This is a genomic window from Candidatus Alistipes pullistercoris (assembly GCF_027665465.1).
Taxonomy (GTDB): Bacteria; Bacteroidota; Bacteroidia; order Bacteroidales; family Rikenellaceae; genus Alistipes_A; species Alistipes_A hominis.
Genome location: NZ_JAQDED010000007.1, coordinates 120,887 through 139,072 on the forward strand (window position 1 = coordinate 120,887; position 18,186 = coordinate 139,072).

At 52.3% G+C, this 18,186-nt stretch carries 14 protein-coding genes and 1 pseudogene; 10 read left to right on the forward strand and 5 right to left on the reverse strand.

The window, feature by feature from the left end; all coding sequences use genetic code 11:
* Nucleotides 1-4 precede the first annotated feature (4 nt).
* Nucleotides 5-1,042, reverse strand: a complete 1,038-nt coding sequence (locus tag PGR91_RS10580) for a sugar kinase (protein ID WP_118656769.1) — start codon at nt 1,040-1,042, stop codon at nt 5-7.
* Between the two features lie 85 nt (nt 1,043-1,127).
* The gene (gene uxaC, locus PGR91_RS10585; RefSeq protein ID WP_118656767.1) at nt 1,128-2,555 is read right to left on the reverse strand and encodes a glucuronate isomerase; all 1,428 of its coding nucleotides are present in this window, start codon (nt 2,553-2,555) and stop codon (nt 1,128-1,130) included.
* Nucleotides 2,556-2,766: 211 nt separating this feature from the next.
* On the opposite strand from uxaC, the gene PGR91_RS10590 reads away from it, so the two are divergent.
* Nucleotides 2,767-3,840 (forward strand): substrate-binding domain-containing protein, encoded by a 1,074-nt coding sequence (locus tag PGR91_RS10590; RefSeq protein WP_147387403.1) that lies wholly within the window; start codon nt 2,767-2,769, stop codon nt 3,838-3,840.
* A gap of 545 nt (nt 3,841-4,385) precedes the next feature.
* Here PGR91_RS10590 and PGR91_RS10595 read toward each other — a convergent pair.
* A complete protein-coding gene (locus PGR91_RS10595; protein ID WP_228385810.1) occupies nt 4,386-5,315 on the reverse strand; it encodes a helix-turn-helix transcriptional regulator in 930 nt (309 codons plus the stop codon).
* Between the two features lie 311 nt (nt 5,316-5,626).
* Here PGR91_RS10595 and bioA point away from each other — a divergent pair, with 311 nt between their 5' ends.
* The 7 genes and pseudogenes from bioA to PGR91_RS10630 all read left to right on the forward strand — a co-directional run.
* Nucleotides 5,627-6,919: an adenosylmethionine--8-amino-7-oxononanoate transaminase gene (gene bioA / locus PGR91_RS10600; protein WP_118656838.1), complete on the forward strand. Its 1,293-nt coding sequence runs from the start codon at nt 5,627-5,629 to the stop codon at nt 6,917-6,919.
* 57 nt (nt 6,920-6,976) lie between these two features.
* Nucleotides 6,977-7,750 (forward strand): radical SAM protein, encoded by a 774-nt coding sequence (locus tag PGR91_RS10605; RefSeq protein ID WP_101572254.1) that lies wholly within the window; start codon nt 6,977-6,979, stop codon nt 7,748-7,750.
* A 27-nt stretch (nt 7,751-7,777) separates the two neighbouring features.
* The gene (locus PGR91_RS10610) at nt 7,778-8,935 is read left to right on the forward strand and encodes a glycosyltransferase family 87 protein (RefSeq protein WP_118656761.1); all 1,158 of its coding nucleotides are present in this window, start codon (nt 7,778-7,780) and stop codon (nt 8,933-8,935) included.
* A gap of 33 nt (nt 8,936-8,968) precedes the next feature.
* Nucleotides 8,969-10,058, forward strand: a protein-coding gene (gene prfB, locus PGR91_RS10615; protein WP_373419256.1) for a peptide chain release factor 2 whose coding sequence is annotated in 2 segments (ribosomal slippage) — nt 8,969-9,022 and nt 9,024-10,058 — 1,089 coding nt in all. Because the reading frame shifts where the segments join, the coding sequence is not laid out codon by codon here.
* A 262-nt stretch (nt 10,059-10,320) separates the two neighbouring features.
* Nucleotides 10,321-12,135 carry a CotH kinase family protein gene (locus PGR91_RS10620; RefSeq protein ID WP_118456887.1) on the forward strand — a complete coding sequence of 605 codons (1,815 nt, stop codon included), beginning with the start codon at nt 10,321-10,323 and terminating at the stop codon, nt 12,133-12,135.
* Between the two features lie 307 nt (nt 12,136-12,442).
* Complete coding sequence (locus tag PGR91_RS10625) at nt 12,443-13,222, forward strand: hypothetical protein (RefSeq protein WP_147387402.1); 780 nt, start codon at nt 12,443-12,445, stop codon at nt 13,220-13,222.
* A gap of 644 nt (nt 13,223-13,866) precedes the next feature.
* Nucleotides 13,867-14,100: pseudogene (locus tag PGR91_RS10630) on the forward strand (conjugal transfer protein TraG); the annotation flags it as partial.
* Between the two features lie 41 nt (nt 14,101-14,141).
* On the opposite strand, the gene PGR91_RS10635 reads toward PGR91_RS10630, so the two are convergent.
* Both PGR91_RS10635 and PGR91_RS10640 read right to left on the reverse strand, forming a co-directional pair.
* Nucleotides 14,142-15,224 (reverse strand): DUF6236 family protein, encoded by a 1,083-nt coding sequence (locus PGR91_RS10635; protein ID WP_147386937.1) that lies wholly within the window; start codon nt 15,222-15,224, stop codon nt 14,142-14,144.
* 33 nt (nt 15,225-15,257) lie between these two features.
* On the reverse strand, nt 15,258-16,292 hold the full coding sequence (locus tag PGR91_RS10640) for a PDDEXK nuclease domain-containing protein (RefSeq protein WP_118656755.1): 1,035 nt from the start codon (nt 16,290-16,292) through the stop codon (nt 15,258-15,260).
* 296 nt (nt 16,293-16,588) lie between these two features.
* Between PGR91_RS10640 and PGR91_RS10645 the strand changes: the two genes are divergently transcribed.
* Together PGR91_RS10645 and PGR91_RS10650 are read left to right on the forward strand one after the other, a co-directional pair.
* The gene (locus PGR91_RS10645) at nt 16,589-17,809 is read left to right on the forward strand and encodes a site-specific integrase (protein ID WP_007855984.1); all 1,221 of its coding nucleotides are present in this window, start codon (nt 16,589-16,591) and stop codon (nt 17,807-17,809) included.
* A gap of 12 nt (nt 17,810-17,821) precedes the next feature.
* Entirely contained in the window at nt 17,822-18,139 is a 318-nt protein-coding gene (locus tag PGR91_RS10650; RefSeq protein ID WP_270399342.1) for a hypothetical protein, read from the forward strand.
* The last annotated feature ends 47 nt before the right edge of the window (nt 18,140-18,186 follow it).

Here is an 18,186-nt window from a genome sequence, read left to right on the forward strand (position 1 = left end):
CGAGTCAGCGGACGACGCGGCCCGATCCGTCTCCTTTCATCAGGTTTTCCACTTCCGCAACCGTTACCAGGTTGAAATCTCCGTAAATCGTATGTTTCAGCGCCGAAGCCGCCACCGCGAAGTTCAGCGCGCGGCGGTCGTCGCCGTAGGCCAGCAGCCCGTAGATCAGGCCGCCCATGAACGAATCGCCTCCGCCGACCCGGTCGACGATGTCGGTGATATCGTAGGTCGGAGCCTGCAACAGTTCCCGGCCGTTCCATAATACGCCGCTCCAGGTGTTATGATCGGCGTTCACCGCGCCGCGCAACGTAATGACCACGCGTTTGGCCCGCGGAAAACGCGCCGTGAGCTGGCGGCAGACCGATTCGAAACGCGCGCCGTCGACGCGCCCGCCGGTCGATGCGGCATCGAAGCCTTCAGGTTTGATGCCGAACACTTTTTCGGCATCTTCCTCGTTGCCGAGAATCAGGTCGCACCCTTCGACCAGCGCCGGCATCACTTCGGCCGCCGTCTTGCCGTATTTCCACAGGTTTTTGCGGTAGTTCAGGTCAGTCGACACCGGAATGCCGAGCCGGTTGGCTGTGCGGATCGCTTCGAGGCAGGCGTCGGCAGCCCCCTGGCTAATTGCCGGCGTAATGCCCGTCCAATGGAACCACGATGCGTCCTGCAACGCTTTTTCCCAATCGACCATGCCCGGAGCGATCTCCGAAACGGACGAATGCGCGCGGTCGTAAACCACTTTGCTCGGCCGCGCTACGGCCCCGGTCTCGAGGAAATAAATCCCCAGCCGTTCGCCGCCGTACACGACATGCGACGTGCCTACGCCGTATTTGCGCAACTCGCGCAGGCAGCTATCCGCAATATCGTTTTTCGGCACGCGCGTTACGAATTCGACCGGCAGGCCGTAATTGGCCAGCGAAACGGCTACGTTCGCCTCGCCGCCGCCGAACGTGGCGGTGAACGAACCGGCCTGTCCGAAGCGCAGGCGATCCGGAGTCGCCAGACGCAGCATCACCTCCCCGAAAGTTACAACTTTTGACATATTTTTAGCGTTTTTAACAATTCCGAATTATGAGAGTCGCATCGCGGGCATCGGTTTCGAGGTAGCCCGCCCGTAAAACGTTTTCCTATTGTCGCTTATCATCGTTTTCGAAAAAACCGAAATAACGCTCGGCGTTGCCGTAGCAGATATCCTCGACCAACTGCCCGATAAACGCCGTCTCGCTGCGCGGCAATCGCCCGCTCTCGATGTCGGCGCCGATCACGTCGCACAGGATACGGCGGAAATATTCGTGACGCGGGTACGACAGAAAACTGCGCGAATCGGTCAGCATCCCGACGAAACGCCCCAGCAACCCGAAGGCCGACAGCGTATCGATCTGGTGGCGCATACCCCGCTCCTGGTCGAGGAACCACCACGCCGAACCCAACTGCATCTTACCCGGCACCGATCCGTCGTTGAACGAATAGGCCATCGCGGCCAGCACTTCGAAATCTTTCGGATTCAGGTTATACAGAATGGTTTTGGCCAGCGCGCCGCGCGACTCGAGCCGGTCGAAGAAACGGTGTCCCGCTTCGGCGCAGGGCTTATCGCCGATGGCGTCGTAGCCGGTATCGGGGCCGAGCCTGCGGAACATCCGGGTGTTCGGATTGCGGATCGGCCCGATGTGGAACTGCTGCGTCCACCCCTTTTCGCTGTCCATCACGGCCAGTTCGAACAACAGACCGCCCTGCAACTGCGCGACTTCTTGCGGATGGAGCGTGCTGCCGCCGCGCACTTTATCGAAAATGCGACGCAAGTCGTTTTCGGTATAATCGTCCGTCGGGAAGGTATCCATCCCGTGATCGGAAAGGCGGCATCCCGCCGCTGCGAAGCAGTCGTGCCGCCTACGCAACGCGTCCAACAACTGAGCATACGAGCCGATCGAAACGTCCGACGCCTCTTCGAGCCGTGCGAGGTATCCGTTGTAGTCCGCCGCATCGGCTACGGCCAACGCCCGGTCGGGACGCCACGTAGGCAACACCCGGACGGCAAAATCGCCGGCAGCCAACTCGCGGTGGTATTCCAGCGAATCGACCGGATCGTCGGTCGTACAGACCGCCCGAACGTTGCACCGCCGCATCAACGCCTGCGCCGTAAACGCGTCGGTCGCCAGCGCGGCGTTGCAGGCGTCGTAAATTTCACGCGCCGTAGCAGGCGACAGCACCCGGTCGATCCCGAACAGCCGGGCCAGTTCGAGGTGCGTCCAGTGGTACAACGGATTCCGCATCGTATACGGAACCGTTTCGGCCCACTTCCCGAACTTCTCGTAATCGCTTCGGGAGCCGGTTATATACTCTTCCGAAACGCCGTTGGCCCGCATCGCGCGCCATTTATAATGGTCGCCGCCGAGCCATGCCTCGGTAATACCGCTGAAACGGTGGTTGCGGGCGATCATTTTCGGATCGAGATGACAGTGATAGTCGATGATCGGCATCTTCGCAGCATGCCTGTGATAGAGTTCGACGGCCGCATCGGTCGTCAGCATGAAATTTTCTCCTATGAACGGGCCCATGTGATTTTCAGATTTTACCGGTCGTTCCCCAGGGAACCTTCCGATATACCAAAGCCAAAAGTAATCAATTTTCCGGAGTTTCGTGCACGTGCACGAAATAAAATTCAGCACTCTGGAAAATATTCGCTATTTTTACCGGGAGTTTTGCTACCGGTACGGACATCCGACGACCGGCCGCAAACCACGGCAAACAGACAAAACACGACAAGGCATGAGCAAACCGGATAAAAAAGTTACGATAAAAGACGTCGCCCAGCTCGCGGGAGTTTCGAAAGGCACCGTAGACCGGGTGATCCACAACCGCGGCGAAGTGTCGGCCGAAAGTTTCCGGAAAGTACAGGAAGTGGTGCGGAAAATCGACTACAAACCGAACGCGTACGCCTCGCTGCTCGCCTCCCGGCGTCATTACCGGATCACCTGCCTGATGCCCGACTTCGAAGGAGGAGACTTCTGGGAGATCGCGCACCGGGGCGTCCTGCGAGCTTATGAAGAGTGCCGCGATTTCAATATCGGAGTGCAGGTAGTACGTTACGACCAGTTTCGAGTCGAATCGTTCCGGCAGGCTTGCAGCGACACGCTGGCCGACCTGCCGGACGCCGTGCTGATCGTCCCGATGTTCCGCGAAGCCGCGACGGAGTTCGTTACGGAGTTGGCCGGGAAAAAAGTGCCGTTCGTTTTCATCGAATCGAAACTGCCCGGCACGCCCTATCTGGCCTATTACGGGATGCCGGTCTTCGAAAGCGGCTACCTGGGAGCGAGCTTGCTGTTGCGGAATTCGGCCCCGGCGGAGGTCGCCTGTTTCCGGTTCCACCGCAGCGGAGACGCGCTCAGCAACACGGCATCGATCCGCCAGGACGGTTTCCTGCATTTCATAAAACAGGAAAAGCGGGCATGCCGGCTATGGGTCGACTACTTGTATCCGTCCGACTGTGCGCAAAATACCGAAATCCTCGACCGTTTTTTCGAAGCGCATCCCGACATCCGGCACATCATCATCTTCAACTCGCGCGCCTACATCGTAGCCGAATACCTGCAGGCGCACGGCATGGGCTATCGCATCCTGCTCGGTTTCGACCCGCTGGAGCGGAATGTGAAGTGCATGAAATCGGGCTACCTCGACTATATCATCGCTCAAAAATGCGAAACCCAGGCCTACCGGGGCGTCAGAGCGCTGTGCAACCTGTTCGTTTTCAAAACCACGCCGGCCAGTGCCGACAACTACATGTCGATGGACATCCTGACCGCCGAAAACGTGAACTACTACATCGACCTGCCCAACGAATAACGCACGGCATCCGGCTCCGCTTCTATCCGCAGGAGCGGGCCGATTCCGCGACGGCCGTTGGCAGCAAGAACGGCTTCCCGACCAACGATCCGCTCCGGAACACCCGTTCGGTAAGCGTCTCTTTGCCATATACTTTTCGCCTCTGCCGCAAATGAAAAAATCGTCTCCGCCGGGGTAAAAAATACCGGCAACTTCATTCGGAAGCTGCCGGTATTCATAAAAGGTTAGTTAGCTTTGATCAATTAGGTAGTGTAAATGTAAGAACTATTTTTCAATTCCCCAAATTTTTAATATACTTTTTCGTCGCCAACAGAAATAAAGTATGCGGCAAAACCGGAAAACCCGGTCGCCGCATACCCGATAAAAAACCGAACGAAGGAGGTACTCTATTCCAAAACTTCGCTTTTTTTTATAATTTCTTTTATAACTTCTTACTAAAAATAGATTCTTGAATCAATATATAAATACCTGCCATTCAATACGACTTATAAATCTTCACAACCATTCATACGCTCCGTTCGCCCGGTGTCCATACGATATTCAGATCAAAGCTGAGGAACAGCCGGAGTGCCGTGTGGAACGAAACCTTTGGTTTCCGACGCGACCCCGGAATCGCTCTGTGCATGGCGATGGCGGTAGTTCGCAGGCGTGAAACCGTATTCTTTTTTGAATAGTTTGATAAAGTGGGACGTATTCGGAAAGTTACATTCGTTTCCTATTTCGGAGATCGACTTGTTGGTCGATATCAGCAGCAGCCGCGAATGCATCAGGCGCTGGCGGATGAACCATTTGTGAGGCGGTTCGTAAAAATGCTTCCGGAACTCTTTCTTGAACGAAGTGAGGCTGCGGTTGCACTTTTCGGCCAGCTCTTCGACTGAAATATCGGAGAAGATATAATCCTGGATCGTCTGCTCGAAACTCTCTTTCATCAGGTCCATATTGCTCAGGATCTTGCTCTTCAGGCAACATTCCTTTTGCGTGAGGATCAGATAGACCAGTTCGGTGATTTTGATCATTTCCGCCGTCGTATCCTGACTGAACAAGTCGTCCTTAAGGTACTGGCTGACCGTTCCGAAGAAATTCTTGATGGCGCTCGTCGCAGGGTAGCTTACATGCGTCTGTTGCTCGCAATCGGGACAGCTGTGATCGTTGGTTATGTGCAGTTGATAAACCACGCTCAGGTTATTCAACACTTTGGAAAGTTGAGCGGAAGTATAATAAAACACGATCTGCTCGAAATTCTTACCGGCCTCCGGAATGTCTTCCGTGTAATGACTGCCGGTTCCCATATAGAATAATGTTCCCTGAGGTATTTCGTGGCACAAATCGCCGTAGTAAATGCATTTCTTCCCGCGCACTACGTAACCGATGCTGTGACGGGCATAATTGTTTGCCTGAATTCCACTGCGGTTGGGTTGCACATACCTTACAATCATAGGCTGCTGTGCCGGAATCGGAGAAGATAAACGTGCCATAATTCAATAATTTTAAAAGTTAACGATTCGATAAATATTTTGATTTGCCTATATATAATCAGCACTACATCTATTTCACATTGCAAATATACAAGATAAAATTTAAAATGCAATGGATTATTCTAATTTTTCCAATATTTTTTCATATTTTTTCTCATGGCCCTATGTACAAACCCCTTTGAAGCGTATCATACATAACGGCTCCGGCCGCATTCGATACAATCTTTCCTTCAAATGTCCGGCGCTGCCACAAACTCTTCCGCAAAAAGTCTGTTAAATTTACTATTTTTACAACAAAGATGGGCTTTAAGATGAAAGACAGAGAGACAAAAGAGATACTCGACTACGACAGAACGCACCTGTGGCATCCGTACACGTCGATGAAACAGCCGTTGAGCGTTTTCCACGCCGTCCGGGCCGACGGGGTGCACATCGAACTTTCGGACGGACAGCGGATCGTGGACGGCATGTCGTCCTGGTGGTCGGTGATCCACGGATACAATAATCCGAAACTGAACGAAGCCGTCGAGGCGCAGCTTCAGCACATGGCTCACGTCATGTTCGGCGGACTGACGCACACTCCCGCCGTCGAACTGGCCCGCAAGCTGGTAAGCCTGACCCCCGACGGGCTGGAGAAAATTTTCTACTGCGACAGCGGGTCGGTGGCCGTCGAGGTCGCCGTGAAAATGGCGATGCAGTACATGTATGCGCAGGGCACGCCGCGCAAAAATACGCTGGCGACGATCCGCAGCGGCTATCACGGCGACACGTGGCACGCCATGTCGGTATGCGATCCGGTCACCGGAATGCATTCGGTCTTTACCGGACGGCTGCCGGTACAATTTTTCGCGCCGCAACCGGCTGTCCGGTTCGGAGAGGAGTGGGACGACCGCGATTTCGCGCCGATGGCCGAAATCATCGAACAGCATCACGAAGAGTTGGCCGCCGTGATCGTCGAACCGATCGTGCAGGGAGCCGGCGGCATGTGGTTCTACCACCCCGAATACCTGCGCCGGTTGCGGGAAATGTGCACGCGGTACGACATCCTGCTGATCGCCGACGAGATCGCCACCGGCTTCGGCCGCACCGGACGGATGTTCGCATCGGAATGGGCCGGTATCGCGCCCGACATCCTGTGCGTGGGCAAAGCGCTGACCGGAGGTTACATGAGTTTTGCCGCCGTGCTGACGACCGAACGGGTCGCCGACGTCATCTCTTCGGGCAATCCGCCGGAATTCATGCACGGGCCGACGTTTATGGGCAATCCGCTCGCCTGCGCCGTAGCGAACGCATCGCTGGACATCCTGATAAACAACTCCCCGTTGCAACGGATCGCCGAAATCGAAAATCTGCTCCGCGCGCAACTGGCCCCGGCTGCCGGCATGAAACAGGTGACCGACGTGCGCGTCCTCGGCGCGATCGGAGTGCTCGAACTCCGCAAACCGGTCGATATGGCGACGATGCAGCGCCGGTTCGTCGAAGAGGGCGTCTGGATCCGGCCGTTCGGCAGGTTGGCATACGTCATGCCGCCATATATAATAAAGGACCACGATCTGGAGAAACTGACCCGCGCGCTGATCGAAGTGGTCGGCGAAACCGATTAGCCGATTGCACGATCCGGATTCATTTCGTATCTTTGGCCGGATAAAAGACCAGACGCCATGAGCACTTCGCTGTACGATCAAGTGATTTTCGGCCCTGTACACAGTCGCAGGCTCGGCTTGTCGCTGGGGGTCAACCTGTTGCCGCTCGACAACAAACTGTGCAGTTTCGACTGCATTTACTGCGAATGCGGATGGGCCGGCCGCGGTGCGAAACCTCGTTTCAACGACCGGGCGACCGTACGCGAACTACTGCGGGCCAAACTGCTCGAAATGACCGGAGCGGGAACTCCGCCCGACGTCATCACCTTCGCAGGCAACGGCGAACCCACGATGCATCCCGAGTTCGGCGCCATCATCGACGATACGATCGCCGCGCGCGACGAACTCTGCCCGAAAGCCAAAATATCGGTGCTCAGCAACGCTACGATGATCGGGCGGGAAGAGGTGCGCGAAGCCCTGCTGAAGGTGGACAACAACATCCTGAAACTCGATTCGGCATTCGACGCCACGGTGCGGCAGATCGATCTTCCGCGCGGGGACTATTCGGTAGCCCGCACGGTCGAGAACATGAAACGCTTCGACGGACGGCTGATTATCCAGACGATGTTCCTGCGCGGCGAGTACGGCGGGCGGACGGTGGACAACACCACCGAAGAAGAAGTATCGGCCTGGCTGGCACGAATCGCCGAAATCGCTCCGCGTCAGGTAATGGTCTACACGATCGACCGGGATACCCCGGCCGAGAACCTTCGCAAAGTATCCGTTCCCGAACTCCGGGCGATCGCCGCGCGCGTCGAAGCGCTCGGTATCCCATGCTCGGTCGCCGGCTGATTTTCCCACGAAACCCAAACCAACGCCATGTCCCGATTTACCGAAAACATCAGTCGTTTTTTTCTGAACCGCCGCAATATCTTCATCCTCGGCTTTGTACTGACTTTCGTACTGACGCTGCTGGAAGTGTCGCACGGCAAACAATACAACTTTTTTACGTTCCAGAACGGCACGTTCGATTTCTGGAAAGGGGAAGACCCCTACGGCGTCGAAAAGTACGACTTCCTGTACGGCCCGCTGTTCGCAATCCTGTTCGCGCCGTTCGCCTACCTCGGCATGACGGTCGGCCCGTTCGTATGGAACCTGTTCAACTTCTCGATGTTCTTCTGCGCCATTTTCACGCTGCCCCGACTTACGGAGAACCAGAAATGCCAGACTTACCTCTACACGGCGATGATCCTCGCGACGACGCAGATGTCGATGCAGTTCAACCCGGTAGTAGCCTACCTGTTCCTGTTCGCCTTCACGCTGCTGGAGCGCGGGAAACCTTTCTGGGCGATCACGCTGATCCTGATCTCCGGGTTCTGCAAGATATACGGCATTTTCGAACTGGCGCTGTTGCTGTGCTACCCGAAGTTCTGGCGTAACATCCTGTTCACGGTCGCGCTGGCGGCGGTTTTCGTCTTCCTGCCGTTGGTCAGCATCGAGCCGTCGGGCCTGATGCCGTTCTACGCCCGCTGGGCCGAGGTGCTGTCGCTGCATGTCGATCAGTTCCAGTTTTACGCGCTGTTCAACCTCTACCCGATCCACGACCTGCTGACACCGGTCATGACCTACGTACAGATGGGATCGATCGCCCTGCTGGCCGTCCTGTTCGTAGTGAATCGCAAACAGTTCGACCGGTTCGACTTCCGGGCCGGCTCGCTCGGCATCCTGATGGGCTGGGTGATCCTGTTCAGCCTCTCGACCGAAAAACACACTTATGTCATCGCCTTGGCAGGCTATCTGCTCTGGTATTGGGTACAGGCCCGCAAAACCCGGCTCGACAGGACGCTCTTCTGGGCGAACTTCGTCCTGTTGGTCGCCGTACCGGTCGATCTGGTCTGCCCGACGCCGGTCATGCGGTTCCTGTGCGACACGCTGCAACTGAACATCTACTGCTTCACGTTCACCTGGCTGCGGATGATCTACCTGACGTTCCTGAAACCGATGGCCTGTCCGAAAACGATCGAGGCGGAAGTTTAACTCTTTTCGAATTTACACCTTAAATATTATAGTATGATAACCGCGGAACAAATTAAAGAGCTTATAAGACGACAGGATTCGTTGAGGAGGCATCTTTGACGTCGATAACCGACGCATCGAATTAGAAGAAGAGGAGAGCCGCACGCAGGCTCCCGATTTCTGGGACGATCCCGAAAAAGCCGAGAAACAACTGAAAAAGGTCGCCGGGATCAAATACTGGATCACGGCCTACGACGAAATCGCGTCGGCCGCGGACGATCTGTCGCTGATGCCCGATTTCGTCCGGGAAGGGCTTACATCCGCCGAAGAGCTGGACGCCCATTACCGGGCGACGCTCGAAAAGATCGAAGCGCTCGAAATGCGCAACATGCTCGGCGGCGAGGAGGATCACCTGGGCGCGATCATGGAAATCAACTCCGGGGCCGGAGGCACCGAGAGCCTCGATTGGGCGGCCATGCTGCTGCGCATGTACACCCGCTGGGGCGAAGCGAACGGATACCAGGTAAAAATCGTCGACCTGCAGGAAGGCGATGAAGTGGGCGTCAAATCGGCGACGCTGGAATTTGTCGGCGAGTTCGCCTACGGCTACCTAAAAAGCGAAAACGGAGTCCACCGGCTGGTACGCCTGTCGCCGTTCAACGCCAACAACAAGCGGCAGACGACTTTCGCGTCGGTGTTCGTTTCGCCGGCGGTAGACGACACGATCGAAATCGTCGTCAACCCGGCCGACATCGAATGGGACACCTACCGCAGCGGCGGCAAGGGCGGCCAGAACGTCAACAAGGTCGAAACGGGCGTACGCCTGCGTCACCTGCCGTCGGGCATCGTGGTCGAGAACACCGAAACCCGCTCGCAGATCATGAACAAAGAGAACGCGCTGCGCATCCTGAAGTCCAAACTCTACCAGCGCGAGCTGGAAAAACGGATGGAATTGCAGAACGAACTGGAAGGACAGAAGAAAAAGATCGAATGGGGTTCGCAGATCCGCAGCTATACGCTCCATCCCTACAAGCTGGTAAAAGACCACCGCACCGGACAGGAAACCTCCGACACGCAAGCCGTGCTGGACGGCGACCTGAACGAGTTTATCAAAGCGTTCCTGATGAGCAACGGAGTTTCCTGACCGATACGCGTACGAACGCAACCGACGAACTTTCCGGAATTTCCCCGTACGGGGAAATTCCGGAAAGTTTTTTCACGACACGGTTTTTCGTATCTTCCCGGCACGCCTCTGCGAACCGAGCCGGCCGCACATTGCGTATTTATCCGGCAACCGATTGCATTTTCGAATTTTATCGTTAAATTAGCGAACGGCGTTCTATAAAAACGCCACTTACCGTCCGGCGACACCCGGACATCCGAATCCACCTAAAACTTTACCGTTTATGAAAAAACAGCTACTCCTTTTCGCCACATGCGTCGCGCTGCTGTCAGGCTGCAAAGACAACGACGAAAACGGCCGGCCCGACTCGCCGGCCACCCAACCGGCGATTACCGCCTTCGTATTCGAAGCCGCCCGGAATCCGCAAACGCTGATCATGGACATCAAATGCGCGATCGACGGGAACGAAATTTCGGGGCTGATCCCCTACGCGACCGACCTCGACAAGCTCGTTCCGTCCTTCAAAGGCCGGTTCGCTCAGATCTCGGTAAACCATACGGTTCAGCAATCGGGCGTTTCGGAAAACGATTTCACGAAAGAGGTCGTCTATACGGTCATGGACAGCATCGGACAAACGGTCGACTATAAAGTCAACATATCCTGTTTCGAAGGGGCGGAGTCCGGCCCGGCGATCACGTCGTTCGTTTTCGAAGCGGCCAAAAACCCGCTGTACCTACTGTCGGATGTCGAATGCACGATCGACGGAACATCGATTTCGGGCCTGATACCCTACGTGACGGACATCGACAAACTCGTTCCGACCTTCTTGGGCCGTTTCGACCGGATCTCCGTCGGCAAGGTTTCGCAGCAGTCGGGCGTCACGGCGAACGACTTCACGAAAGAGGTCGTCTATACGGTTACGGACAGCAAGGGAACGTCCGCCGAATACAAAGTCAACCTGTTCAATTTCACCGGTCTGCCGGTCGTTACGGTCGAAACCGACCAGCGTGCGGCAATCACGTCGAAAGAGAACTACGTCAACGGAACGCTGACGATTAGCAAAACCGCCGATTTCAAAGCCGGATACGAAGGCGCCATGCGTATCCGGGGCCGGGGCAACGCCACGTTCGGGTATCCGAAAAAGCCGTACAAGATCAAGCTGGACGAAAAATCCGAGATTCTGGGTATGCCGTCCGACAAAGAGTGGGTATTGCTGGCCAACTACTGCGACAAATCGCTGCTGCGCACCAGCATCGCATTCAAATTGAGCGAGCTGATGTCGATGCCGTGGACGCCCCGCACCGAATTCGTGGAACTGTTCCTGAACGGGCGTTACGAGGGCAACTACCTGCTCGGCGAACACGTGAAAGTTTCCAAAAACCGGCTGAACGCCGATGACGACGGCTACCTGATCGAACGGGACGGCTATTACCAGCAGGAACCGTTGTACTTTATGACCGACCGCGGCAACCCGTTCACGTTCAAGCATCCCGATACGGACGACATCACGCAGCAACAGGTCGCCTACATCAAAGATTACGTCAATAAATTCGAATATGTGCTCTATTCGCAGAATTTCATGGACCCGGAAGAGGGATACCGCAAATACATCGACGTAGACAGTTGGGTGAACTGGTACTTGGTACAGGAAACCCTGTGCAACAAAGATACGAACTACTACTTCTTCAAAAAGAACGCGCAGCCGGACACCAAACTCGGCATGTCGCCGGTCTGGGACTTCGAGTGGTCGCTCGGCATCGGCTGGAACTACACCGAACCGGCCCGCCACGACGTCCTGGTACAACGTTCGCTCTATTTCGACCGGCTGATGCAGGATCCCTACTTCGCAGGACTGGTCAAAGAGCGCTGGAAAACGCTTAAAAGCGAATACCTGCCGCAGCTCTACGCCTACATCAACGAGACGGCTCAGAAGATCTCCGTATCGCAGCGGGCCAACTTCACGAAGTGGAACATCCTCAACACGCCGGTCAGCGTCGAAGTCATCACGCTGGGAACCTGGGAAAACGAAGTGCAGTACGCCAAGGACTTCCTAACCCGACGCGTGCAGTGGCTGGACTCGGCGATTCCGATCTGGTAAGTATTTTCCGGCCAATTACGCAAAAGGCACCAGAGTGTCCGTAAGCGACATTTCGCATTCTTACCAATATTCGCAAGGTTCGGGAAACGTCTATCTCGTGGCAACCAAGATGGCGAATTCGGGAGGACATGCAGCCCCGGCGGTCAAAGCCGACATTAATTGGGTTTACATAAAAGATACCCAAAATACAAACGACGGAACTCCTATCATGGTTCACAGAAAAGAGGTCACCGACGTTTTCGAAGCCAACAGCGTACGAGCGTACGGTAGGGTACGATCCGAAAGTCGAAATTAAAACACTGCTTTTATGAAACGCCTAACGATACTCGCCCTATTTCTGTTCCCGTCGGTAGTTTGTGCACAGCAGCGAACGGCAGCGATATCCCCGGAATCTTTTGAGAAAAGAGCCGAATTCAGTGCCGCTGCATTCGATATCGTCTGGGCCCGGCCCAGGCATATGATCGATTTGGATACGCTGGCGGGACAGTGGATCCGAAGAGGACACCGCTCGGGAACTGCATATGCTCCCGTACTCGAATCCGAGAACGGGGAGTTCATTTTGATGTACATGAGCTTTTTAATTTACAGAACCGAGGGCGAGATCGAGATGGACCAAACCATGAGAAAGTTAGAAAAGTCGCCGCCAACGAACGAGCTGCTCACGAACGACAACTATCCCCGCCTCTTGATAACCGGCGAATCGAAAGCGGCCTACGGCTATACGGAAGGCTTTTTCAACCCGGTGGAAGGGAAAGTGTTCACCCGGGAAGATTTCAAAACCTACGTAACGATCGTTTCGGGCGGCAAAGCCCGGAGGTGGTTCAATGCCGACTCGGTGTTCCTGTACACCCTGCCGGTGGACGATCCGTTCAAAAAGGGCTACACGCATTGCACGGGTATGATCGTCTCTAAAAAAGGCAGGGCCAGCATAGGACTGAAGCTCTGGTTCACCAACGCAGGAAAGAAAAAAGAGCAACAATATCTCCGTTCGCTCCGCAGGAAGATACGGTACCGCAACGACGACTGGAAATACGACCGGGAAGTATTCGAACGTGCAGTCAGGAACCGCGAAGGAGACCGAAAATAGACGACCTATCCGCCTTAAGGAATAAAACGGCGGCAGGTCTGCCTCCCCCGGCCGATTTCAACATAGACGGAAGCGCTTACATGTCGGCATATAAGCGCTTCCGTCTACGACTGTTACGATTTACAACGCAAAAAGCGGGAAAATTCCTGAACGGAATCATAAAAAACATCCGCACGATCGACCGGATCATGCGGAGTCTCTGTTTATCGATAAATCATACTGCGGAGAGATAGGGTTATGAACCAACACCCCCAGATCCCTTATTATCAAGGTGATAATTATTTCAAAAAGTACGTTTGTAACGAATTAGTAACGGTATCTTGTCTGTCATAGTCGCCTAATGGCTTCTTCTTGTCTGCCCGTTTTTTCATCACGTTACAAAGATAACAAAAATATTTGATTGACACATATTCTTCTCATTCAAAAAAGATTTTTTATAGTATTCTATGAATATCTTCTCTCATTATGGGGGATATATCCAATGCTTCCAAGTCTAACTGTCTAAGCCATGTCAAGCTTTCACTTTGAGACATATGCGTATTCGTAATATATTTCTCAGATAGGGTTATTACTGTATTACGACTTAAACCTAAAGCTAATAATGATAAATGTGTTTTGATTGGTACATTAAAGTATATAGATGCGTTTTTCATTGCGAAATCGTCGAGGATGCCGAAAAGGTGAAGCAGGAGGAGAAAGCCTACAAGAAGATTCCCATCATTACCGATTTTACGGACGAGGAGGGCAACGACCGCATGAAAGAGATGATACAGGAAAACTACAATCGCATCAAAGCCGACGTGCGGCAAATCGTCGCCGACGAACTGGAACGCATCAAGAGCGATCCGGCGCTGGCGCACCTGTTACAACAGACGTAATTTATAAAAGAATCCTCGCTGCTAACTCAGCGAGGATTCTTTTATATTCCGTTATTCATTGATAGTAAATACGAATATGGACTATTTCTCAAAACGTCTTGTTTATCTATATTATAGGAAATTAATGTAGATATGACAGAAATGCCTGCACCTGCTAATAATGCAGAGGGGATAGATATTCCCAACAAAGCTGCAGGTATAGTAGTTGCACCTGTTGAGAAAAACGATATTTTCATAAGATTATTGACAAACGTTTTTATACCTGCTCCATTCAGAGACTTTTTTAGATTATTATATCCCGGCAAAAATTGATTTACATATATATCACTGACTTGTTGCCGTATCTGTTCTATTGTTGCATCGACTGGAATATTTCTGGTAAGACTTTCGATATTCATTCTAAACAATCCTAATTCATCTTGATGTTGTCTTTTAAATTTAAGAATATCATCAATCGAAACCTCATCCGATATAGTTATTCCATTAAAGGATAAATCCATAAGAATACCTTGAGCTAATTGATGCCCTCTATTACGAATATGACGATCTCTCCACTGATAATCCCAATGATTGTATATTGCTACTTGGTTATCAAGCCTTGCTAAATTACTAAAATTAGAGGTGTGAGTATTGTCTGTTAGAGGTGCAATGCTATGCTGCTCGCATAGTCGATTTGTGAGTAATGTCATATAAAAATTGGCAAAACCTCCACTTACATGAAGCCAACCATCTTTATCCATATACTCTCGTAGTTGATACCATATTTCATGAGCCATTTTCTCCGGATGAATTCGGTGAATTTCTCGAATTTCTCTCGGCAATTTTTGGAGATGCATTGCAATTCCATTTTCGGGATGAGTCAAAACTTGGTATCCCTCATTACTATTTAAGTAATTTAATACATCATTCGTTAATCCCTCTATTAAATCCATGTCGGAATTAACGAAAAGAGGTTTTATCACCCCTTCATCTGCTAAAAATTGGGTGGTACATTGTTTATATGGATGGTCTATTGATGATGGTACAATAGTATTAATTTCATCCCAATACAAGATAGCTGTTTTAAGCCATGCCTCATTAGAAATATCAATTGTAGGATAATAAAGTGCACGAGTAAATGCCATGATAAATATTATTTAATATGTTATAATCCGATTTTAGTGTTGTAACCGATAGAACTCCTTTTGCCGTTCGATCTCCTCGCGTAGCTCCTCTTCGGTCGGCATATAGAGCATGTATTTCGAGGCGAACAGCCGGTCGTTGTCGTGCAACACGGAATAGCGTGCGATGTCCTCATCCGTTTCCGAGCAGAGAACGATGCCGATGGTCGGGTTGTCGCCCTCGCCGCGCACCCGTTCGTCGTACATCCGCACATACATATCCATCTGTCCTACGTCTTGGTGCGTGATGGTCGTCGTCTTGAGGTCGATCAGTACGAACGATTTGAGTATGTAGTTGTAGAAAACGAGGTCGATGAAGTAGTCTTTCTTTTCGGTGCGGACTAATTTCTGCCGTGCGACGAACGAGAAGCCCTTACCCAATTCGAGCAGGAATTTTTGCAGATTGCCGATGATGGCTCCCTCCAGCTCCGTTTCCGAAAAGTCGCTGTTGGGCGTAAGGCCTATGAACTCCGCGACGGTCGGGTTCTTGATGAACTCCATCCGGTCATGCTCGAACGGTTTTGTCAGCGTCCGCATTTCGGCTGTTACGTTTTCCTTATGCTGCGAGAGCAGCAACCGCTCGTAATACTGCGACCCTATATTGCGGTCGAGCGTGCGGTAGCTCCACATCTGTTCGGCGGCCTCTTTCAGATACCATGCGCGGGCATCGGCATTGGAAACGCTCAACAGACGCTTGTAATGTGACCACGTCAAAATTCCCCACGCTGTGGGGAGTTTTTCGGGAAAGGCAAGATAGAACTGACGGAAATAGTACAACGAGTTGACGGAAAACCCCTTGCCGAACTCTGCCGTAAGCTCTTTCGACAGGGATTTTAACAACTGCGAGCCGTAATCCGCGCGGTCTTTTCCCTGCTGTTCCTGCTCCACGATCCGCTTGCCCATCTGCCAATAAGCCTCGACCATCGCCGAGTTGATCGCGGCGTATGCCTTTTGGCGGGCATTGGTTACGATCCGCTTGATCTCTTGTATGAAATCAGGGGTATATAAAGCGGTAATATCGTCTTTTTTCATTGTTGCCGAATGATTTTACGACAAAAATACATAAAATCTCTGGAATAACCTCGAAAAACGGGTGAAATGACGCTAAACGACTTAATATCAGAGTTGTTACGGTGTCAAATGATGACAAGCCGAAAAAGCGGAAAACGCAAAGAAAAGCGGATTTAAGAAGAAGAATGGTTTGCAAATCATTACCCGTGAAAGAGTAAGATTTAACATATGGGAGATGCTATTGCACCGTTTGTCACCGATTTGCATATCAAGGTCTAACTCGTTGATATTTAACTTTGCAAACAAAAAAAACGAGTATGGCAAGAAGTACATTCAAAGTGCTGTTCTACGTGAACGGCAGCAAGGAGAAAGACGGTATTGTCCCCATCATGGGACGAGTGACAATCAACGGTACTGTGGCGCAGTTCAGCTGCAAGCAGACCATCCCGAAAACCCTTTGGGATGCGAAAGGCAACCGAGCCAAAGGCAAGAGTGCCGAAGCACGGAACGTCAATCTGGCATTGGACAACATCAAGGCGCAAATCATCAAGCACTATCAGCGCATATCCGACCGAGAGGCATACGTAACGGCTGAAATGGTGCGCAATGCCTACCAAGGGGTAGGAAGCGAGTATGAGACACTGATAAAGGCTTTTGACAAGGATTGCGCCAACTTCCTGAAACGTGTCGGTAAAGACCGCAGCATCGGCACGTACAAGGTCATGGTAAGGGCAAGGAACTATGTCGCAGCCTTTATCAAGTCATTCTACAGACGGACGGACATGTCCATGCTGGAACTTACACCCGACTTCATCAAGGAGTTTGCGGCTTATCTTACGGCTGAACGGGGACTGAAAAACGCCACCATCTGGCTGAACTGCATGTGGCTGAAAGGGGTGGTCATGCGTGCGCACTATAACGGACTGATACCGAGAAATCCGTTTGCGCAGTTCCATATCAGCCCGAATGTTAAGGAACGGGAGTATCTGACAGAGGACGAAATCAAAAGAATCATGGCGCACGAGTTTGACAACCCCACCCTCGCATTGGTGCGGGATCTGTTTATTTTCGCCTGTTTCACCGCCTTGTCTTTCGTGGATATGAAAGAACTCACAACGGATGAAATAGTGGAGGTGAATGGTGAGAAATGGATATTGTCGAAACGGCACAAGACAAATGTCCCGTTCCAAGTGAAGCTGCTGGATATTCCCTTGCAGATAATCGAACGGTACAAGTATCTGTCGGAAGACAAGCTGGTTTTCGGGAAAATCAACTATTGGACGATGTGCAAACAGCTGAAAAAGGTAATGGCGGAATGCGGAATAGAGAAGCAAATCTCCTACCATTGCGCTCGTCATACGTTTGGAACACTGGCTCTTAGCAAGGGGATGCCCATTGAAAGCGTGAGCCGTGTTCTGGGACACACGAACATTGTCACGACTCAAATCTATGCGAAGATAACCACGCAGAAACTTGACAATGACCTGACGATGTTCGGCAACAAGCTGAACGCATCGTTCGGAAGTGTAACCCCATAACCAAGCATAGCCATGAAACGAAGCATCATAACAACAGACGGTAACATCATCATGCCGACCGACATTAGCGCAACCGCCATGAGCGAATGGGAACTTTGCGACCTGTTCGGAGTAACCGCCCCGACATTCCGTGCAGGGCTGAAGGCTCTTTGCAAGAGCGGAGTTTTAAGGGAATACGGGATAAGGCGAAGCATACGGGTATCCGATAATTGCTGTATGGAGGTTTACAACCTTGAAGCGATAGTTACCCTCGCTTTCCATATCGGCACATTCGGAGCGGAACGGGTACGCAATGCCGTTCTTGAAATACTGTACCTGCGAAAAGAGTAAAGCCAAGCCTTTGTCTTGATTGAAATCAGAGTGGAACACAGAACGTT